Origin of the sequence: Nocardioides sp. T5 (assembly GCF_048161455.1) — a bacterium.
Lineage (GTDB): Bacteria > Actinomycetota > Actinomycetes > Propionibacteriales > Nocardioidaceae > Nocardioides.
Genome location: NZ_CP182415.1, coordinates 108796 through 128617 on the forward strand (window position 1 = coordinate 108796; position 19822 = coordinate 128617).

The 19822-nt window shown below is 73.1% G+C and carries 20 protein-coding genes; 16 read left to right on the forward strand and 4 right to left on the reverse strand.

Annotated elements, in window-relative coordinates; translation table 11 throughout:
• Position 1: 1 nt before the first annotated feature.
• Positions 2 to 553 (reverse strand): TetR/AcrR family transcriptional regulator, encoded by a 552-nt coding sequence (locus tag ACNKF0_RS00475; RefSeq protein WP_416955025.1) that lies wholly within the window; start codon positions 551 to 553, stop codon positions 2 to 4.
• A 466-nt stretch (positions 554 to 1019) separates the two neighbouring features.
• On the opposite strand from ACNKF0_RS00475, the gene ACNKF0_RS00480 reads away from it, so the two are divergent.
• The 6 genes from ACNKF0_RS00480 to ACNKF0_RS00505 all read left to right on the forward strand — a co-directional run bounded on the left by ACNKF0_RS00480 (position 1020) and on the right by ACNKF0_RS00505 (position 9076).
• Entirely contained in the window at positions 1020 to 2594 is a 1575-nt protein-coding gene (locus ACNKF0_RS00480) for a carboxyl transferase domain-containing protein (RefSeq protein ID WP_416958626.1), read from the forward strand.
• Positions 2595 to 2706: 112 nt separating this feature from the next.
• On the forward strand, positions 2707 to 4692 hold the full coding sequence (locus ACNKF0_RS00485; RefSeq protein ID WP_416955026.1) for an acetyl/propionyl/methylcrotonyl-CoA carboxylase subunit alpha: 1986 nt from the start codon (positions 2707 to 2709) through the stop codon (positions 4690 to 4692).
• Positions 4685 to 5632: a hydroxymethylglutaryl-CoA lyase gene (locus tag ACNKF0_RS00490; protein ID WP_416955027.1), complete on the forward strand. Its 948-nt coding sequence runs from the start codon at positions 4685 to 4687 to the stop codon at positions 5630 to 5632. The genes ACNKF0_RS00485 and ACNKF0_RS00490 overlap by 8 nt, the downstream gene beginning before the upstream one ends.
• Positions 5629 to 6714 carry a hypothetical protein gene (locus tag ACNKF0_RS00495; protein WP_299930487.1) on the forward strand — a complete coding sequence of 362 codons (1086 nt, stop codon included), beginning with the start codon at positions 5629 to 5631 and terminating at the stop codon, positions 6712 to 6714. The genes ACNKF0_RS00490 and ACNKF0_RS00495 overlap by 4 nt, the downstream gene beginning before the upstream one ends.
• Before the next feature lie 29 nt (positions 6715 to 6743).
• Positions 6744 to 7886 carry a hypothetical protein gene (locus tag ACNKF0_RS00500; protein WP_416955028.1) on the forward strand — a complete coding sequence of 381 codons (1143 nt, stop codon included), beginning with the start codon at positions 6744 to 6746 and terminating at the stop codon, positions 7884 to 7886.
• Complete coding sequence (locus ACNKF0_RS00505) at positions 7883 to 9076, forward strand: hypothetical protein (RefSeq protein WP_416955029.1); 1194 nt, start codon at positions 7883 to 7885, stop codon at positions 9074 to 9076. Before ACNKF0_RS00500 ends, ACNKF0_RS00505 begins: the two co-directional genes overlap by 4 nt.
• 22 nt (positions 9077 to 9098) lie before the next feature.
• Here ACNKF0_RS00505 and ACNKF0_RS00510 read toward each other — a convergent pair whose 3' ends face one another.
• Positions 9099 to 9776 carry an EcsC family protein gene (locus tag ACNKF0_RS00510; protein ID WP_416955030.1) on the reverse strand — a complete coding sequence of 226 codons (678 nt, stop codon included), beginning with the start codon at positions 9774 to 9776 and terminating at the stop codon, positions 9099 to 9101.
• A 100-nt stretch (positions 9777 to 9876) separates the two neighbouring features.
• Between ACNKF0_RS00510 and aat the strand changes: the two genes are divergently transcribed.
• The 3 genes from aat (at position 9877) to ACNKF0_RS00525 (ending at position 11596) form a co-directional block, all read left to right on the forward strand.
• Complete coding sequence (gene aat, locus ACNKF0_RS00515) at positions 9877 to 10566, forward strand: leucyl/phenylalanyl-tRNA--protein transferase (protein ID WP_416955031.1); 690 nt, start codon at positions 9877 to 9879, stop codon at positions 10564 to 10566.
• Positions 10567 to 10637: 71 nt separating this feature from the next.
• Complete coding sequence (locus tag ACNKF0_RS00520; protein WP_416955032.1) at positions 10638 to 11129, forward strand: hypothetical protein; 492 nt, start codon at positions 10638 to 10640, stop codon at positions 11127 to 11129.
• Between the two features lie 77 nt (positions 11130 to 11206).
• Positions 11207 to 11596 (forward strand): hypothetical protein, encoded by a 390-nt coding sequence (locus ACNKF0_RS00525; RefSeq protein ID WP_416955033.1) that lies wholly within the window; start codon positions 11207 to 11209, stop codon positions 11594 to 11596.
• 87 nt (positions 11597 to 11683) lie between these two features.
• Here the strand turns inward: ACNKF0_RS00525 and ACNKF0_RS00530 are convergent, their stop codons facing one another.
• Positions 11684 to 12565 carry an Fpg/Nei family DNA glycosylase gene (locus tag ACNKF0_RS00530; RefSeq protein WP_416955034.1) on the reverse strand — a complete coding sequence of 294 codons (882 nt, stop codon included), beginning with the start codon at positions 12563 to 12565 and terminating at the stop codon, positions 11684 to 11686.
• A gap of 46 nt (positions 12566 to 12611) precedes the next feature.
• Between ACNKF0_RS00530 and ACNKF0_RS00535 the strand changes: the two genes are divergently transcribed.
• Entirely contained in the window at positions 12612 to 12875 is a 264-nt protein-coding gene (locus ACNKF0_RS00535) for a hypothetical protein (RefSeq protein ID WP_299930509.1), read from the forward strand.
• 57 nt (positions 12876 to 12932) lie between these two features.
• Entirely contained in the window at positions 12933 to 14123 is a 1191-nt protein-coding gene (locus ACNKF0_RS00540) for an ATP-binding protein (RefSeq protein WP_299930513.1), read from the forward strand.
• Between the two features lie 122 nt (positions 14124 to 14245).
• Here the strand turns inward: ACNKF0_RS00540 and ACNKF0_RS00545 are convergent, their stop codons facing one another.
• A complete protein-coding gene (locus ACNKF0_RS00545) occupies positions 14246 to 15667 on the reverse strand; it encodes a dihydrolipoyl dehydrogenase family protein (protein ID WP_416955035.1) in 1422 nt (473 codons plus the stop codon).
• 189 nt (positions 15668 to 15856) lie between these two features.
• Between ACNKF0_RS00545 and ACNKF0_RS00550 the strand changes: the two genes are divergently transcribed.
• The 5 genes from ACNKF0_RS00550 to ACNKF0_RS00570 all read left to right on the forward strand — a co-directional run bounded on the left by ACNKF0_RS00550 (position 15857) and on the right by ACNKF0_RS00570 (position 19735).
• Complete coding sequence (locus ACNKF0_RS00550; RefSeq protein WP_416955036.1) at positions 15857 to 16864, forward strand: TerC family protein; 1008 nt, start codon at positions 15857 to 15859, stop codon at positions 16862 to 16864.
• Between the two features lie 207 nt (positions 16865 to 17071).
• On the forward strand, positions 17072 to 17548 hold the full coding sequence (locus tag ACNKF0_RS00555) for a DUF2087 domain-containing protein (RefSeq protein ID WP_416955037.1): 477 nt from the start codon (positions 17072 to 17074) through the stop codon (positions 17546 to 17548).
• Between the two features lie 18 nt (positions 17549 to 17566).
• On the forward strand, positions 17567 to 17908 hold the full coding sequence (locus ACNKF0_RS00560) for a UBP-type zinc finger domain-containing protein (protein ID WP_299930525.1): 342 nt from the start codon (positions 17567 to 17569) through the stop codon (positions 17906 to 17908).
• Positions 17909 to 17958: 50 nt separating this feature from the next.
• Positions 17959 to 18795 carry a glycerophosphodiester phosphodiesterase family protein gene (locus tag ACNKF0_RS00565; RefSeq protein ID WP_299930529.1) on the forward strand — a complete coding sequence of 279 codons (837 nt, stop codon included), beginning with the start codon at positions 17959 to 17961 and terminating at the stop codon, positions 18793 to 18795.
• A gap of 10 nt (positions 18796 to 18805) precedes the next feature.
• A complete protein-coding gene (locus ACNKF0_RS00570; protein ID WP_416955038.1) occupies positions 18806 to 19735 on the forward strand; it encodes a DUF5926 family protein in 930 nt (309 codons plus the stop codon).
• Positions 19736 to 19822: the final 87 nt, after the last annotated feature.

Genomic DNA, 19822 nt, shown 5'->3' on the forward strand with positions numbered 1-19822 from the left:
CTCAGGAGAGCCCGAGGGCGCCGTGGGCCATGTCGCGCAGCACGTCGTGCATCTGCGGGTCCGGCAGCCGGCCGCTGTGGGGCGTGGAGTTGAGCAGGCCGAAGAGGACGTGGGCGCGGGTGCGCGAGGCCTCCGGGCTCAGCGTGGGGTCGTGGCGGCGCACCTGCGCGGCCCACTCGTCGACGTACGCACGCTGGAGGGAGCGGACGCGCTCCCGTGCCTCGTCGGGCAGGCTGCTCCAGTCGCGGTCCTGCACGACGATCAGCGCCCGGTGCTCCAGGGCGAACTCGATGTGCCACTCGACCAGCGCCTCGAGCGCCTCCCGCGGGCCGTCGGCGGCAGCGACCCGGGCGCGTCCCTCGGTGAGCAGCGTCTCGCTGATGGTCACCATCATCTCGGCGAGCATCGCGTCCTTGGACTCGAAGTGCTTGTAGAGCGCCGGGCCGGAGATGCCGCAGGCGGCGCCGAGCTCGGCCACCGAGACGCCGTGGAACCCGCGGGAGGCGAACAGGTCGGCCGCGATGTCGAGGATCTGCTGGCGGCGGGGAGTCACGTCGCCGAGGTTAGTGCCTGCTAACCCCGCCCACGGTGCCCGTGGCGCGGGGAGCGGCATGAGGCGGTGCGGCGCCTCCGCGTCCGACAGCGGAATCACTCGTTCCTCCCCGATCCACCCAGATGCTCCAGTGGGCCGCAACCCCGCAGCGGCCCACTGACCCCCGATCGATGCACCCCACCTGCATCGTAGATCGTAGGCGCTACACCCCTAGGTAGGAGCAGTGTCTACCCCAGTTTTGGGCAAAGATTCCCTCGGCCCCGTGTGTCGTGACCGCGGATTCCCGCACGGATGGTGTACGAGACCTGCGCGATGCGCAGCCGCCCTCCCCTGCTCGGAGGGTAGAGCGATGGCTCCGGCGTCCATCGCCGGGCTGCAGGTGCGGCGATGGACATGCCAGGTTAACGATCGCTAACCTGAGGGCGTGTCCGAGTCAGAGACCCCGACGGCAGGGGCGGCCCCCACCATGCGCGAGCTCGTCGACGACCTGCGCGCCCGGCTGGCGCGGGTGCGCCAGGGCGGGTCGGAGAGTGCGCGCAGGAAGCACACCGACCGCGGCAAGCTCCTGGCGCGCGACCGCGTCGACCGGCTGCTCGACCCGGGCAGTCCCTTCCTCGAGCTCGCCCCGCTGGCCGCCTACGGGATGTACGACAGTGGACCCGGGGGAGACCGGGGCGACGACTACGCGGTGCCGTCCGCCGGCGTGGTGGCGGGCATCGGCCGGGTGTCGGGTCGTGAGTGCGTCATCGTGGCCAACGACGCGACGGTCAAGGGCGGCACCTACTACCCGATGACGGTGAAGAAGCACCTGCGGGCGCAGACCATCGCCGCGGAGAACCGGCTGCCGTGCATCTACCTGGTCGACTCGGGCGGCGCGTTCCTGCCGATGCAGGACGAGGTGTTCCCGGATCGCGAGCACTTCGGGCGGATCTTCTTCAACCAGGCCAACCTCTCCGCCGCCGGGATCCCGCAGATCGCGAGCGTGATGGGCTCGTGCACCGCGGGCGGGGCCTACGTCCCCGCGATGTCGGACGAGACGGTGATCGTGCGCAACCAGGGCACGATCTTCCTCGGCGGCCCGCCGCTGGTGAAGGCCGCGACCGGGGAGGTCGTCACGGCCGAGGACCTCGGCGGCGGTGACGTGCACGCCCGCACCTCCGGGGTGGTCGACCACCTCGCCAACGACGACGCCCACGCCCTCGACATCGTCCGCAGCGTGGTCGCCACGCTGCCCCCGGCCCGCCCCGCGCGGGAGGCAGCCGCGGAGGTCGAGGAGCCGCACGAGCCCGCGGAGTCGCTCTACGACGTCGTGCCCACCGACACCCGGACGCCGTACGACGTCCGCGAGGTGATCCGCCGCGTCGTCGACGGCAGCAGGTTCCACGAGTTCAAGAAGCTCTACGGCGACACCCTGGTGTGCGGCTTCGCGCGGATCTGGGGCCACGAGGTCGGCATCGTCGCCAACAACGGCATCCTCTTCAGCGAGTCGGCGCTCAAGGGCGCCCACTTCATCGAGCTGTGCAACCAGCGGAAGATCCCGCTGGTCTTCCTGCAGAACATCACCGGCTTCATGGTCGGGCGCGAGTACGAGAACAACGGCATCGCCCGCGACGGCGCGAAGCTCGTCACCGCGGTCGCCTGCTCGGTGGTCCCCAAGTTCACCGTCGTCATCGGCGGCTCGTTCGGTGCCGGCAACTACGGCATGTGCGGGCGTGCGTACGACCCGCGCTTCCTGTGGATGTGGCCCAACGCCCGCATCTCCGTCATGGGTGGCGAGCAGGCCGCCGGGGTGCTCGCCACCGTCCGCCGCGACGGGCTCGAGGCTCGCGGCGAGGAGTGGTCCGCCGAGGACGAGGAGTCCTTCAAGGCGCCGATCCGCGAGCAGTACGAGACCCAGGGATCGCCCTACTACGCCAGCGCCCGCCTGTGGGACGACGGCATCATCGACCCCGCCGACACCCGCCGCGTGCTGGGGATGGGGCTGGCCGCCACGGCGTACACGCCGATCCCCGAGCCGAAGTACGGGATCTTCCGCATGTAGTGGTCCTCGGTCTCGTGACAGGACTTCGTCCTTCCTCGACCAGCGGAACCGTTGGTCGAGGAGGTCGCCCAGCGACCGTCACGAGACCCAGGCCGAAAGGACCAGGAGAGCCATGAACACATTGTTGATCGCCAACCGCGGCGAGATCGCCCGCCGCGTCATCCGCACCGCCCGCCGGCTCGGGTGGAGCACCGTCGCGATCCACACCGACCTCGACGTCGGCGCACCTCATGTCGGCGAGGCCGACCGGGCGGTGCGGGTGGAGTCCTACCTCGACATCGACGCGGTCGTCGCGGCCGCGCGGGAGTCCGGCGCCGGGTTCGTGCACCCGGGCTACGGCTTCCTGTCCGAGCGGGCGCCCTTCGCGCGGGCGCTGGCCGAGGCGGGCATCACCCTGGTCGGCCCGAGCGCCGACGTCATGGACGCGATGGGCCGCAAGGACGCCGCCCGTGACGTCGCCGTGGCCGCCGGGGTGCCCGTCGTGCCGTCGTACGACCTCGCCGGTCCCGACGCCACCGACCCGGCGTCGTTCGCCTACCCCGTGCTGGTGAAGGCCGCGGCCGGCGGCGGCGGCAAGGGCATGCGGGTGGTGCGCAGCGCGAGCGAGTACGACGAGGCCTTCGCGGCCGCGCAGCGCGAGGCCCGCTCGTCCTTCGGCGACGACACGATCCTCATCGAGAAGTACGTCGAGTCCGGCCGCCACATCGAGGTGCAGGTCATGGGCGACACCCACGGCACGGTGCTGCACTTCTTCGAGCGCGACTGCTCCACCCAGCGCCGGCACCAGAAGGTGCTGGAGGAGGCCCCCGCGCCCACGATCAGCCCCGACCAGCGCACCGCGATCACCAGCGCGGCCGTCGCGCTGGCGCAGCAGTGTGGCTACACCGGCGCCGGCACGGTCGAGTTCCTGCTCGACAACGCCACCGGCGAGTTCTACTTCCTCGAGATGAACACCCGCCTCCAGGTCGAGCACCCGGTCACCGAGGAGGTCGTCCGGGTGCGGACCGACCAGGGGCGCGAGCGGGTCGACCTCGTCGAGCTGCAGCTGCGCGTCGCGACCGGTGAGCCGCTCGGCATCGACCAGGCCGACGTCACCCTCGAGGGCCACGCGATCGAGGCCCGCGTCTACGCCGAGGACTCCTTCAACGGCTTCCTGCCGCAGGCCGGTCGGGCCGGCCACGTGTCGTGGGGCGCGGACTTCGGCTCCGGCGCCCCCCGCTTCGGCCCGTCCCTCCACGACGCCGGCGGGAGGCACGTCCGGATCGACCACGCGCTGGAGCCCGGCCAGGACGTCTCCACCTCCTTCGACCCGATGCTGGGCAAGGTGATCGCCTGGGGAGCCGACCGCTCCGAGGCGCTCTCCCGCCTGATCTGGGCGCTCGACCGGGTCGCGATCATGGGCCTCACGACCAACACCGGGTTCCTGCGAGCCCTCGCGGACACCGCGGAGTTCCGCGAGGCCACGATCGACACCGCCTGGCTCGACCACCACGAGGTCGAGCCGCCGTCCCGCGAGCTGGCGCGAGTGCTGGCCGCGCTGATGCTCGCCCCGTCGAGTGCCGAGGCCGTCGACGCGCCGACCTCGCCGTGGCACGCCGACGGCTTCCGGCTCGGCGCCGACCCGGCGCCCGTGCTGGTCCGCCTCGACGAGACCGTCCCGGTCACCGAGGACCGGGTGGGCGAGCACGCCGTCCGCTGGCTCGGCGGCCAGCGGCTACGGGGCGGCATCGGCTCGGTGTCCGCGGAGGTGGACGGCGAGCACCACGACGCCACCGCCACCCAGGTCGGGCGCACCGTCGAGGTGGCCCACCGCGGGCAGCGCCACGTCTTCCAGGTCCCCGACCCCTTCGCCGACCACGGCCCCGAGGTCGGCGACGGCACCCTGCTCGCGCCGATGCCCGGCACCGTCCTCGCGGTCCACGTCGCCGAGGGCCAGGCCGTGGCCGAGGGTGAGACGCTGGGAGTCATGGAGGCGATGAAGATGGAGCTCGCGCTCAAGGCGCCCTTCGCCGGCGCGGTCACCACGGTCGGATCCGCGACCGGGGACCTCGTCAAGCTCGGCGCCGTGCTGTTCGTCGTGGAGCCCGCCGATGGCTGAGCTGCCGATGACCGTGCGAGCCGACGGCCTCCCCGAGCGGGTCACCATCTACGAGGTCGGCCCCCGCGACGGACTGCAGAACGAGCAGGCGATCGTCCCGGTCGCGGTCAAGGCCGAGTTCGTACGACGCCTCGTGGCCGCGGGACTTCCGATCGTCGAGGCCACCAGCTTCGTGCACCCGACGTGGGTGCCGCAGCTCGCGGACGCCGCCGAGCTGATGGCCGAGCTCGGCGAGGCCGGGCGGCACCTGCCCGTGCTGGTGCCCAACGAGCGCGGCCTCGACCGGGCGCTGGAGCTCGGGCTCGAGCACATCGCGATCTTCGGCAGCGCGACCGAGACCTTCGCGACCAAGAACCTCAACCGCACCTTCGACGAGCAGTTCGCGATGTTCGAGCCCACCGTGGCGCGGGCGCGCGAGGCGGGCCTGGACGTGCGGGCCTACGTGTCGATGTGCTTCGGCGACCCGTGGGAGGGCGCGGTGCCGATCGAGCAGGTCGTCACCGCCGGCACCCGGCTGCTCGACCTCGGCGCGAGCCAGCTCAGCATCGGCGACACGATCGGCGTCGCGACCGCCGGGCACGTCACGGCCCTCGTCGCCGCCTTCGTCGAGGCGGGCGTGGGCACCGACCGGCTGGCGATGCACTTCCACGACACCTACGGCCAGGCGCTCGCCAACACCTTCTCCGCCCTGCAGTCCGGCATCACCACCTTCGACGCGAGCGCCGGCGGCCTCGGCGGGTGCCCCTACGCCAAGTCGGCCACCGGCAACCTCGCCACCGAGGACCTCGTCTGGATGCTGACCGGCCTCGGGATCGAGCACGGGGTCGACCTCGAGGCCGCCGTCGTGACCAGCACGTGGATGGCCGCCCAGCTCGGCCGCCCCAGCCCCAGCGCCGTCGTACGCGCCCTCGGTGGGGGACTGGCACAATCAGCGCCATGAGCCGCGTCGTCCACCTCCACATCGGCGCCCCCAAGACCGGCACGACCTACCTGCAGGACCGGCTGCTGCTCAACACCGCCTCCCTGGCGCGTCACGGCGTGACCATCCCGGGCCCGCGCGGCGGGCGGTCCGACATGTTCCACTTCCGGGCGGCGCTCGACCTGCTCGACCAGGACTGGGGCGGCGCGCCCGGGCACGCCGAGGGCGCGTGGGACGCGATGATGCGGCGCGTGCAGCGCGCCGACGGCAACGTCGTGATCAGCCACGAGATCCTCGCCGGCGCCAAGCCCGACAAGGTGGCCAAGGCGATGAACGACCTCGCCGGCCACGAGGTGCACCTCGTCTACTCCGCGCGTGACCTCGGCCGGCAGCTGCCCGCCGCCTGGCAGGAGTCGATCAAGCAGGGCCGCAAGTGGCCCTTCAAGCGCTTCCTCACCAAGGTCGAGCGCAGCCAGACCTGGTTCTTCAACGCGATGGACCTGCCGACCGTGCTCGAGCGCTGGGGCGCCAGGCTGCCCCCCGAGCGGGTGCACGTCGTCACCGTCCCGCACGACCGCGGCCCCAACGGCGACGAGCTGTGGCTGCGGTTCTGCCGGGCGTTCAGCATCGACCCCGCGTGGGCACCGCTCGACTCCGAGCGGGACAACCGGTCGCTCGGCATCGCGGAGACCTCGCTGCTGCGCAAGCTCAACCGGCGCCTCGAGCTCGGCCTGTGGCGCGACCCGGCGTACGACGCCCTCATCCGCGAGCTGCTCGCCCAGCAGGTGCTGGTCTCCCGCAAGGCGATCCCGGTGCGGCTGCCGCCCGACCGCTACGACTTCGCCGAGCAGCAGGCCGACGCCTGGATCGAGTGGATCAAGGGCAGCGGCGTCGACGTGGTCGGCGACGTGGAGGACCTCCGCCCGCGCCGTCCTGCCGAGGGCGAGAAGTGGAGGGACCCCGACCGGGTGCGCGCCAAGCTCGAGCTCGGTGCCGCACTCGACGCCCTGACCGTGATGACGCAGGAGGCCGCCAACCGCGCCGCCACCGACACGGTGGGCGGCCGGATCCGCGACGTCGCGCGCCGGCTGCGGGACCGGTGACCGCCAGCGCCACCCGACCGGCAGGGTCCGTGCACGGGTGGGTCGCCCACCTGCGCGTCGGCGGTACGACGCCGTGGCTGGCGTGGACCGACCCGTCGACCGACCCCGGCTCCGACCCGGCCTCGGGAGGTCGTGCGCTCCCCGGCGCCCAGCAGCTCGAGCTCCTGCGCCGCATCAACCTCGCCCTCGGGTCGAGTGCGCGGCCCCGCGGCGACCACGACCACCTGCGCACTCGACTCGCCGACCGGGTCCTCGCCGCACCGGCGGCCGGTCGCGGGAAGGCCGACCTGCCGCTGGTGGGCGCCGCGTCGGGCGGGTTCGGCGCGCAGCCGGTCGATCCCGCGACGGTCAGTGCCCACGAGCTGCTCCGGGTGGCGAGCACGCTGCTCGCCGACGACCTCGTCGCCCTCGGGCCGGAACCGGTGCGGCGGGGCGTGCCCCGGCCGTGGCGGCGCCGGTTCCGGCTGGTCGGCGACCCGGTCGTCGCCACCGCCGCACGCGAGCACCTGCTCGGACGCGGCCGTCCCGAGGGAGGCCCCCGCCCCTTCGTGGTGGCGGTCGGCGGCCCGCTCGACGAGCTGCTCGCCCACACCTGGACGCAGCGGTGCTTCGAGCACGGCAGCCGGCCGTGGGCCGACTGGCTGCGCTTCTGGCGCGAGCGCGACCAGCTGCCGGCCCGCGCCGACCTCGACGACTCGATCCGCCGCTGGGGCGGGCGCCGGCCCTACGTCCGGGTGGTGACCGACCTCGCCCAGCTGCCCGAGCACCTGGGCGTACGCCGCCTGCCGGAGGTCCGGGTGTCGGGCGCCGACCAGGCCGAGCTGGCGCGCCGGATCTCGGCCGTCGTGGGCATCCGCGTCCCGGTCGGCGAGCGGCCGGCCCTGATGCGGACGCTGCAGAAGCGGATGCCCGACAGCGGCGTCGCGCCCGTCGTCGTACCCCCGACGGAGCACGACTGGGTGGCGTCGTCCGCGGCGCGCACGACCCGCGCCCTGACCCGCGCTGGCTACCCTGTCGTCGGCGACCTCGCCGACCTCGCACCCCGTGCGCCGGGCCTCACCGGCCTGTCCCGGCACGGCGGCGCCGACGACGGGCAGGTGCTGGACCTGGCGATCCGGATGATCGTCGACACCGGCTGGCGCGCGGGCCGGGAGAGGAGCGTGGAGCGGTGAGCAGGCGGGTGCTGCTGCACGTGGGCTGCCCGAAGACCGGTACGTCCTACCTCCAGGACGTCCTCTTCCGCAACCAGGAGGTCCTGCGCGAGCACGACATCCTCTACCCCGCCGACCGGTTCGACGCCCACTTCCTCGCCGCGCTCGACCTGATGACGCTCCCGTGGGGCGGCATCGAGACCGAGGCCGTCGGCGCCTGGGACCGGCTCGCCGCCGCGGTGCGCGAGTGGCACGGCACCTCGATCGTGAGCCACGAGATCTTCGCGCGGGCGACCCCGACGCAGGTGGAGCGGGCGCTGGCCTCGCTCGGCGACGCCGAGGTCCACCTGGTGCTGTCGGCGCGCGACCTGGTGCGCCAGGTCCCGGCCGAGTGGCAGGAGAACGTCAAGCACCGCAGCCACATCACGTACGCCTCGTTCCTGCGCACCATCCGCGACCCCGCCCGCGACTCCCGGATCGGGTCGTGGTTCTGGGCGGTCCAGGAGCTCCCCGACATCCTCGAGCGGTGGGGCTCCTCGCTGCCGCCCGAGCGCGTGCACCTGGTGACGCTGCCCCCGCCGGGCGCGGACCGGGGCGAGCTGTGGCGCCGCTTCGCCCGGACGTTCGGGCTCGACGGGCTGCCGCTCGACCTCACCGCCGAGCGGGAGAACCCGTCCCTCGGCGTCCCCGAGACCTCCCTGCTGCGCACCATCAACGAGCGCGTCACCTCGATCATCGCGCCGCCCGACTACCGCCCCCTCGTCCGCGAGACGCTCGCCCACCAGACGCTGTCGCGGAGCGTGGCCTCGGCCCGGCTCGGCCTCGCGCCGGCCGACCACGCGTGGGCGCGCGAGCTCTCGCAGCGCTGGATCGAGGTGCTCGACGAGCGCGGCTACGACGTCGTGGGCTCGCTCGACGACCTGCTGGGTCCCGACGCCGGCACCTTCGCCGATCCCGACACCGCGACGGCCGAGGAGCTGCTGCCCCCCGCCCTCGACGCGATCAGCGCCCTGCTCGTGGAGGGCGCACGGCTGCGGGCGGTCGAGGAACGGCTGCACCGCGAGCTGCGCGAGGCGCACGAGGAGCTCGAACGCACCCGGGCGACCACGGCCTACCGGGCCCGGCGCAAGGTGGTGACGACCCTGGAGGGCAGCCCCGCCGGCCGGGGGTCGCTCGACGCCTACCGGCGCCTGCGCGGCCGCAAGGGCTGAACAGCCGGCGTACGACGACGCGTCAGCGCCTCCGCGGCAGCAGCTCCCGGTCGGCGTAGCGGCCGATGCGCCAGGTCATGAAGCCGTCGGCGCCCATGCCGACCACGCCGCCGACGATCGGCACCCGCCGGGCCACGGTGGTCGCCAGCCGCTTGCCGGCCACGCGCGCGACGATGTCGCTCGCGACGGTCGCCGAGATGGTGCCGTCGATGGTGGGGTCGTGGACCGGTGCGGTGGCGATCGCCATCGGCGTGCTGGGCAGCTTGCGCTTCTTCACCAGCTCGCCGACCTGGTCCTCGCCGAGCAGGGTGGCCAGGACGGCGTTGCGCACGCGCGGGTCGGTCAGGTCGTGACCGCGCAGGTGGGCGATGCCCGCGACCATCCGGCACTGGATGATCGCCAGCCCGGCCACGTTGGCGGGGATCGCGACCGCCATCGTGACCAGTCCGCCCACGTTGGTGGCGAAGCCCTGGGCGCCGGCGATGCGCACGTTGTTCTCGATGACCTCGTGGATCGCCCGCTCGACGTTGCCGCGCTGCTCGTGCAGCTGGTTGTCGGCGGCGTCGGCCGCCGGCGCGAGAGGTCCGACGCCGTCGATCGCCCGGTTGAGCGCCTCGCGCACGAAGCCGCCGGTCACCCCCGGTGCGAGGTCGGTGATCCGGGGGGCGAGCTGCCGCCCGACGGTCTGCTTCAGGCCCATGGCCCGATCGTACGGTCGGCGGCCCAGCACGGGGCGTGGCGGGAGGTCGCCGCACGTGTCCGGTCCCGGGAGGGTTTGCGCGTTCGCTAGCGTGCGAAGCGTGCCCATCGCCCCCGCTCCGACGCCGTGGGCCTTCCCGCCGAGCTCGACGTGGGACCCCGACGACGACCTGGTCGCGCTGGGCGCCGACCTCGAGCCGGGGACGCTGGTCACCGCCTACGGGCTGGGGCTGTTCCCGATGCCGGTGACCCTGGACGGCGAGGAGCACCTCGGCTGGTTCTCACCCGTGGAGCGGGGCGTGCTGCCGCTCGACGGGCTGCGGGTGTCGAGGTCGCTGCGACGCTCGGCGCGCGACCTCGAGATCCGCATCGACACCGCCTTCGACGACGTGGTGGACGCGTGCGGGAGCCCGGACCGCGCCGACGGCTGGATCACGCCGGAGTTCCGGCACGCCTACGGCCGCCTCCACCGGCTGGGCTGGGCCCACTCGGTCGAGGCCTGGCGCGACGACCGGCTGGTGGGCGGGCTCTACGGCGTCAGCATCGGCGGACTGTTCGCCGGCGAGTCGATGTTCCACCGCGAGCGGGACGCGTCGAAGGTCGCGCTGCTGGCGCTCGTCGACCTGCTGCGCGACGACCACGCCGAGCGTCGCGTGCTCGACGTGCAGTGGCAGACCCCGCACCTGGCGTCCCTGGGTGTCGTACGACGTCCGCGCGCGGACTACCTCGACTCGCTCAGGCGGAGCCTCGACGTCCCGCTGCCCAGACCGTTCCGAGTGGACGACGAGTGACCGGTCACGGGAGGGTGGGCCCGATCGTGACGCGACCCGGCGTGGGACGCGTCCCACCCGAGGGGGAGTCCATGAGCGTCCGAGCCCGCCTGACCCTGACCAGCGCCGTGCTGCTGGTCGGCACCGTCACCTCCGCCTGCGGGGGAGGGGGGAGCGGCGCCCCGAGCGACGCGAGCACGGACGGCTTCTGCGAGGCGGCCAACAGCCTGATGTCCGACCTGGTGCCCGAGGACACGACCACCCCGGAGCTGCCCAGCGACGAGGACATGGCCCAGGCGGTCAAGGACTGGGCCTCGCGGATGGAGGAGGTCGGGACCCCCGAGGACATCCCCGACGACGCACGGAAGGGCTTCGAGGCGGTCGTCGACCAGGCCAAGGAGATCGACGCCGCCGACTTCTCGATGGAGAACCTCGAGGACCTCGAGAAGGGCGGCGCCGACGCCTCGCAGGAGGTCGAGGAGCAGGCCGACGCCTTCGGCGACTACCTGACCGAGACGTGCGGCAACCCGATGGACGACATCGAGATGCCCGAGCTGCCCGAGATCCCCGAGACGACCGAGTGAGCGCCGCCGCGCCAGTACGGCGCGGTGCCGGCTCTCGACGTACGATTGCCACCGGTGACGCAGAGGGAGGACGTGCCATGGCGATCACGCGCGAGGGCAGGATCTGCTCCTTCTGTGGCGAGCCCGGGGGCCCCGGCACCGACCTGCGCCTGATCGGCGGTCTCGGCGCCCAGGTCTGCGCGTCGTGCGTGGACGACTTCCACGCGATCATCCACGACGACAAGGCCATCGCGGCGGTGAGCGGTCCCTTCCCGTGGGAGCGGATGGACGACGCCGAGCTGCTGGCGACGCTGCCGCAGATCCTCGCCTCCGCCGAGCAGAACACCGCGTTCGCCCACGAGTGGGTCGATCTGCTCCGCAGCCGCAACATCTCCTGGGCGGAGATCGGGCGGGCCCTCGGGGTCTCCCGGCAGGCCGCCTGGGAAAGATTCTCGCGCCGGTCGGGCGACAAGCACGCCACTGCGTGAGAGCATTCGGTCGACGTCAGGGTATTCTTGACGAACGAGGCGTCGGCCGGGCTGTCACGGGGGTGGGCCCGGCCGACGCCTCGGCTGCTACTTGAGCAGCTTGGACAGGCGCCGGTCGGCGAGCGGCTTCCCGCCCGTCTGGCACGTCGCGCAGTACTGCAGGCTCGAGTCGGCGAACGACACCTCGCGCACCACGTCGCCGCAGACCGGACAGGCCTGCCCGGTGCGGCCGTGGACGGCGAGGTTGCTCTTCTTCTCGCCCTTGAGCTCGGCCGCCGCAAGGCCGCTCGAGCGCTGGACCGCGTCGCCCAGCGTCGTGCGCACGGCGTCGTACAACGTCTGCAGCTCGGCCTCGTCGAGGCTGTTGGCCGGCTTGAACGGCGACATCCGCGCGGCGTGGAGGATCTCGTCGGAGTAGGCGTTGCCGATGCCGGCGACGATCGACTGCATGCGCAGCACGCCCTTGACCTGCTTGCGGCCCTCGGCCTCGAGGATCTGCTGCAGCACCTCGATGGTGAAGTCGTCGGAGAGCGGGTCGGGCCCGAGTCGGGCGATGCCCTCGACCTCCTGCGGGTCGCGGATGACGTAGATCGCGAGGCCCTTGCGGGTCCCGGCCTCGGTGACGTCGAGGCCGGGCTGGGTCTCGAGCTCGGGGTCGTCGATGACGATGCGGGCGGCGAGCGGGTTCTTGGAGTTGGGCCTCGCCGGGAGGGCGGGCACCTCGTCGCGCCACCGGATCCAGCCGGCGCGCGCGAGGTGGATGACCAGGTGGACCCCGCTCGCGTCGATGTCGAGGAACTTCCCGTGCCGGGTGACGTCGTCGACGAGCGTGCCGTGCAGCGCGTGGAGCGGCGGGTCGAAGGTCTTGAGCGCGCTGAAGGCGGCCAGGTCGATGCGGCTGATCGCGCGGCCGACCAGGCGACGGCGCAGGTCCTGGGCGAGGGCTTCGACCTCGGGCAGCTCGGGCACGCACGTCAGTCTAGGCAACCGCTTGTGGGACGGGTCACAATGGAACATGGCCCAGCAGCGCACGCCTCGCACCCGGACGGTCTTCCTCGACCCCCGCGGTGAGGACCGCTCGCTGCGCGTGACGTGGCACCACGACCGCCAGCTCGTGGTGCTGTCGCTGTGGCGCGACAACGTCTGCGCCGGCACGTTCCGGCTCGCGGCCGACGAGGTGCCCGACCTGATCGCGATGCTGCGCCGGGGGCTCGACGAGGCGTACGACGCCGCCCGTGAGCGTGTCGGGCGGCTCGACCGGCCCAGCGAGGCCGGCTGACTCGCCGACTATCCGGTGATCTAGGGATCGGACTAGATTGCCGAATAGGGTCTGATCGTGGACCCGATCCGGAACCCCTACGCCCCCGGCGCGGGCCAGCGCCCGCCCGAGCTCGCCGGTCGTGACGAGCAGCTCGCCGCGTTCGGTGTCGTCCTGGAGCGGGTGGCCAACGGCCGCCCCGAGCGCAGCCTCGTCCTCACCGGGCTGCGCGGCGTCGGCAAGACCGTCCTCCTCAACGCGCTGCGCGGTGCGGCCGTGCGCAAGGGCTGGGGCACCGGCAAGCTCGAGGCCCGTCCCGGCCAGGGGCTGCGCCGGCCCCTGAGCAGCGCGCTGCACCAGGCCGTCCGCGAGCTGGGTCACCGCGACGAGGAGTCGGTCGACCACGTCCTCGGCGTGATCAAGTCCTTCGCGCACCGCGACGCGGGCGCCGGGGCCAGGCTGAAGGACCAGTGGAGCCCGGGCATCGACGCCGCCGCCGTACGCGGCCGGGCCGACTCCGGCGACATCGAGATCGACCTGGTCGAGCTCTTCACCGACCTCGGCGGGCTGGCGGCCGACGTCGGCAAGGGCATCGGCATCTTCATCGACGAGATGCAGGACCTCGGTCCCGACGACGTGTCGGCACTGTGCGCCGCCTGCCACGAGCTCAGCCAGTCCGGCCTGCCGGTGATCGTCGTCGGCGCCGGCCTGCCGCACCTGCCGGCCGTGCTGAGCGCGAGCAAGTCCTACAGCGAGCGGCTCTTCCGCTACCAGCGCATCGACCGGCTCTCCCGCGAGGCCGCCGACCGCGCGCTCGAGGCGCCGGCCGCCGACGAGGACGCGGCGTACGACCCGGACGCGCTCGCCGCGATGTACGACGCGACCGGCGGCTACCCCTACTTCATCCAGGCCTACGGCAAGGCCGTGTGGGACCTCGCGCCGCGCTCACCGATCACGGCCGCCGACGTCGCCGTCGCCGCGCCCGAGGCCGAGTCGGAGCTCGCGGTCGGCTTCTTCGGCTCGCGCTACGAGCGCGCCACCCCGGGGGAGCGCGACTACCTGATGGCGATGGCCGACGTCGCCGTCGCCCTCGACGAGCCCGACTCGGTCCCGAGCGCCGACGTCGCCGCCGCGCTCGGCAAGAAGCCGCAGTCGCTCTCCCCGGCGCGCGACTCGCTGCTCAAGAAGGGCCTCGTCTACTCCGGCGAGCGCGGCCGCATCGCCTTCACCGTCCCGCACTTCGGGCGCTACCTCCGCGAGCGCGGCTGAGCCCAGCCTGTTGGTCGAGGAGGTCGCGCAGCGACCGTCACGAGACCCCTCAGCCTTGGTCGCCGGTCGGTCCGGGTCTCGTGACAGGCGCCAAGGCGCCTTCCTCGACCAACGGTGGGCGGTCAGGCGGACGGCGGCGGCGTGCGGAAGGACGGCGGCAGCTCCTCGAGGAGCCGGAGCCAGAGCTCCGAGGCGGTGGGGTACGACGGCACGGCGTGGCGCAGCACGTGCACCGGGACGCCGCCGGTGATGGCGACCGTCGCCGCGTGGATCATCTCCCCCGACTCGGGGCCGACGAAGGTCGCGCCGAGCAGCAGGCGGGTGTGGGCGTCGACGACGAGCTGGGCGTCGCCGGCGACGTGGTCGCGCAGGAGCGCCGTGCCGGACGCCGAGGAGGTCGGCACCCGGGTGACCACCACCTCGTGACCGGAGTCGCGCGCCTGGGCCTCGGTGAGCCCGACGCTCGCGACCTCGGGCTCGGTGAAGACGACCTGCGGGACCGGAGCCTCGCGGTCGGGCTCCCAGGCCACCTCGCCCGCCGCGGCGGCCGCGATCCGGGCACCGACGACGCGCGCCTGGTGCTTGCCCCAGTGGGTGAGGGGCGGTCCGCCCGAGGCGTCGCCGACGACGTGCAGCCACTCGGGCAGCCGGCCGCCGGTGACGTCGTCCGCCGTCAGGCCCACCGACGACAGGCCCAGGTCGTCGAGCCGCGGGCTCCGGCCGATCGCGAGCAGCACCTCGTCGGCCTCGAGCTCGCCGCGGGTGGTGGTCAGCGTGACGGGGCCGCCGTGGATGCGTCCGGTGCCGGTGGCCTCGGGGGCCGAGCGGCGTACGTCCTCCACGGAGGTGCCGAGCCGGACGCTCACGCCGCGCTCGCGCAGGCCGGCCAGCACGGCCTCGCCGGCGAAGGGCTCGGTCCGGCTCAGCAGTCGCGGGCCGCGGACGACGAGCGTCACCGACGAGCCGAGCGCGGCCATCCAGGTCGCCGCCTCGCACGCGACGACGCCGCCGCCGACGACGACCAGCCGGTCAGGCACCTCCACCACCCCGGTGGCGTCGCGGGAGTCCCACGGCAGCGCGTCGGCGTACTCCTCGGGGACGTGCGCCGCGCTGCCGGTGGCGATCACCACGGCCCGTCGCGCCCGGAGGACCACGTCGTCGCCATCGGGCGACGAGACGCGCACGTCCCGCTCGCCGACGAGCCGCGCGTCACCGCGTACGACGTCGAGGCCGGCGCCCTTCGCCCAGTCCGCCTGGCCGGAGTCGTCGTACTGGGAGACCCACGTGTCGCGGCGCTCGAGCAGCGCCTTGGCGGCGACGTGCGCCGTCGAGACTCCCGGCAGGTCGGCCGTCACGGCAGCCACTGCCACCGGGCGCAGCAGCGCCTTGCTCGGCATGCACGCCCAGTAGCTGCACTCGCCGCCGAGCAGCTCGCGCTCGACGAGGACGGCCGTCATGCCGGTGCCCTCCACGGCGTACTGCGCGGCGTTCTCCCCGGCGGGGCCGGCCCCGATGACCACGACGTCGTACTCGACTGTCTCCATGCCGGGGACGATACGGGGCGACCGTGGATGGGAGGTCCGCTTGCCCGTTCAACTAGACTACGCGGCGAGGGGAGTACCCCACCAACGCTCGTCGGTCACTACGGCGCCTCAGCAGGCGCCCCGGCGAGCGGCCGTCCCAGCACAGCCGGCGGCGGGGGAGACCTCAGGAAACCCATCCTGAGGAGACCCATGTCGTCCATCGCGTCCCCCACCCTGTGGTTCGTCACCATCGGGGTGGTGCTCGCCCTGCTCGTCGTCGACTTCATCGCCACCCGGCGCCCGCACGAGGTGAAGATGAAGGAGGCCATCGGCTGGTCGGCGTTCTACGTCGCGCTGCCGCTGGCCTTCGGCCTCTACGTCTGGAACGTCCACGGCGGCGACCGCGGACTGGAGTACTACACCGGCTACCTCGTCGAGAAGACGTTGAGCGTCGACAACCTGTTCGTCTTCATGCTGCTGCTCGCCGCGTTCGCGGTGCCGGAGGTGCTCAAGCAGCGGGTGCTGCTCTACGGCATCATCGGCGCGCTCGTGCTGCGCGGCATCTTCATCGCCCTCGGCGCGGCCGCGCTGTCCCGCTTCGACTGGGTCTTCCTGATCTTCGGCGCGATCCTGCTGCTCACGGGCGTCAAGCTGCTGCGCGACGCGATCCGCGGCCAGGAGCACGAGGTCGACGTCGCCGAGATGCGCGTGGTCAAGGTGATGCGCCGCTTCATGCCGGTCTCCGACGACTACGAGGGCACCCGCTTCACCGTCCTGCAGAAGGGCCGCCGTGCCCTGACGCCGTTCGCCCTCGTCACCGTCGCGGTGCTCGCGACCGACGTCGTCTTCGCCGTCGACTCGGTGCCCGCGGTCTACGGCATCACCGGCGACCCCTACCTGGTCTTCGTCACCAACGCCTTCGCCCTCCTCGGCCTGCGTGCGCTCTACTTCGTTCTCGAGGGTGCGCTCGGCGCGCTGCGGCACCTCAGCTACGGCCTCGCCGCGATCCTGGGCTTCATCGGCTTCAAGCTCGTGCTGCACTGGGCCCACCTGGTCTGGCCGTCGGTCCCCGACGTGCCGACGCTGATGTCGCTCTTCGTGATCCTCGGCATCCTCGGCATCACCATCGCCACCAGCCTGTGGGCCAACAAGCGGGCCGACAAGCGGCAGGCGGCCGGCACCCCGGTCGACGAGCCGGAGGTCGTCGAGACCCGCTGACGCCGCCGGAAAGTGCTTTGCCGTCGACGGTGAGTCTCTGGGAGACTCACCGTCGAGGGCGACGTCCGCCGCCCAGCCCGACGCGCCGGCCCCAGTCCGCGCACACGGCGAAGGGGAGCAGATCCTCGGACGCATCCGTGAGTCAGGTTCGTCGACGCCCGCTGCAGCGGCGTACTGGGGGCGCAGCGCAGCCGAAGGTGATCGACCGTGACCAGGAACAGTGACTTCAAGCAGGTCGTCCGCGCCCGGATGGCCGCGACCGGCGAGGGCTACACCGCTGCGCGGGCCGCGCTCGAGCGGGAGGCGTACGACGCCGCCCGTGCCGAGCAGGAGCGACTCGTCGGCCGGCTCTTCACCGGCGGCCGCATCGAGCGGGTGCCGGCGAAGCGCAAGGTACGCGCGGGGGTGCTGCTCGAGGTGCTCAGCCGCTTCGAGCCGGGCCGCGACTACTCCGAGCCCGAGGTCAACGAGGTGCTCCTCGGGGTGCACGAGGACTTCGCCTACCTGCGCCGCGAGCTGGTGAACTACCACTACCTCGAGCGTGGGGACGGCCGCTACCGCACGGCCTCGCAGGCACCGCCCCGCACGGCGGTCGAGCGGCAGGAGATCCCGGCCTGGGAGGCTCACTGGCTGCCCGGCTTCCTCTCCGGAGAGGGAGCCGGGGCCTTCCGCCGCGGGCGGTGACGGTGCAGGCTGGGGGGCATGACGGCAGGCATCGATCCCGCAGCGACCCCGTCGGGCACCGGGTGCGTGGAGTGCGAGCAGGACGGCGGCTGGTGGGTCCACCTGCGCCGGTGCGCCCAGTGCGGGCACGTCGGCTGCTGCGACTCCAGCCCCGCCCAGCACGCGACCGCCCACCACGAGGCGACCGGCCACCCGGTGGTGCAGAGCTTCGAGCCCGGCGAGGACTGGTTCTGGGACTACAGCCGCTCCGTCGGGGTGGAGGGGCCCCGGCTGGCCGACCCGCAGAGCCGGCCCGACGACCAGACCGTCCCCGGCCCGGCCGACCGGGTGCCTGACGACTGGCGCGACCACGTCCACTGACGCCTGCAGGGGTGACGTGTCGCGCGCGGTCTGCGTGCCATGCTCAGGCCATGCGACGTACGCCGCGCACGCGCCGCGACCGGACGCCCCCTGACCGGACGTCGGGTGACCGGCCCCAGGTCGTGGCCCACCGTGGCAGCAGCCACGAGACCGCCGAGCACACGCTCGCCGCCTACGTGAAGGCCCTCGACGAGGGCGCCGACGCGCTGGAGTGCGACGTCCGGCTGACGGCCGACGGGCACCTCGTGTGCGTGCACGACCGCGACCTGCGGCGTACGACGTCCACGCCCGGGATCGTGTCGACGATGAACCTCGCCGAGCTCGACGAGCTCGACTTCGCCTCGTGGAAGAACCCGTGGTCCGACCTCGACGACGAGGCGCCGGCCCGCGACCCGGACGCCGGCAAGGTGCTCACCCTCCGCAAGCTGCTCCAGACCGTCGCCGACTACGACCGCCACGTCGAGCTCGCCGTGGAGACCAAGCACCCCACCCGCTTCGGCGGGTTGGTCGAGCGGCGCCTGGTCGAGCTGCTGGGCGACTTCGGGTGGGACCGCGCCGGGTCGCCCGCCCGCGTGATGAGCTTCTCGCTCAGCGCCGTCAACCGCGTACGCCGTCTCGCGCCCGGGCTCGACGTCGTGATCCTGGTCGAAAAGGCGCACCACTGGCCGGTGCTGCGGCCCGTGGTCGGCGACGACTGGATCGTCGGCCCCGGGATCAAGGAGCTGCGCGACCACCCCGGGCTCGGCCGGCACCTGCGCAAGGAGGGTCGCGAGATCCACGTGTGGACGGTGAACACCGCCGAGGACCTCGACCTGTGCCTCGACCTCGGCGTCACCGCGGTCATCACCGACCGGCCGGCCTACATGCTGGAGCTGCTGGGCGGATAAGTTCTGGGGTATGGCCAAGAAGTCCCGGAAGACCGCCCAGTCCGCACCCGCCGCCGGCGAGGTCGGCCCCCGCCAGCCCTGCCCCTGTGGCTCGGGCAAGCGCTACAAGGCCTGCCACGGTGCAGCCGGCGGTGCCGCGCCGACCTTCGTCGCGCGCCCGTTCAAGGGCATGCCGAGCGAGTGCGACGTCATCGCCCTGCGCGAGCTGGTCCCGGCCGCGACGGCGCCGCTGACCCTCAAGGAGGGCGACCGCACCGTCCGCCTCGCGACGCTCCTGCCCGGGGCCGCCCCGGCGATGGTGCGCGACTCGGGCGACATCTGGCTGGGCCTGCAGGTCCAGCACTCCTACGGCAACCCGGCCCGCGACCTCGGCGCCGTCCTCGAGGCCGCGCTGGCCACCGAGGAGCCCGGCATCGTCGGGCTGATGAGCGCGCCCGGCGACGGCCCGAGCATCCAGGACCTGATCAGCGACACCAGCCTCGACATCACGGTGCACGACGGCTTCGAGTACTGGATCGACGACATCCCCGAGCGCGACGCGAGCATGGAGGCCGCGCTCGAGCAGGCCAACGGCGGCGTGATGCCGACCAGCCGGCTGACCTCGGTCGAGGCGGCGTACTGGACCAACGTCGGGACCAAGGAGCACCTGCGCTGGGTCATGCCGCACCCCGAGGACGAGCTCCTCGACGCGCTCGCCCGACTGCACGCTGCCGGCAAGGATTCCGTGGCCGAGGGGTCCCGGTTCGTCGGGATGTTCCGTGCCCACGGCCTGCTGGCCCCGGTGTGGGACCTGCCGGTCGGCACGGGGGCCGAGGTCCTCGAGGAGCCGGCGGCGCGGTTCGCGGCCGACCTGGAGAAGGCCCTGCAGGGCGGAGACCTGAGCGCCGAGGAGCGGTCCGCGCGAGCCGGACTCGCCAACCGCCAGGTGACGATCCGGTAAGGCCGGGTCCACCATCTGACCACGGCTCGAACACAACGGATCCAACGGTTGTGCGGGCCGTCCGGGGCGGAGTAGATTCGTCACTGC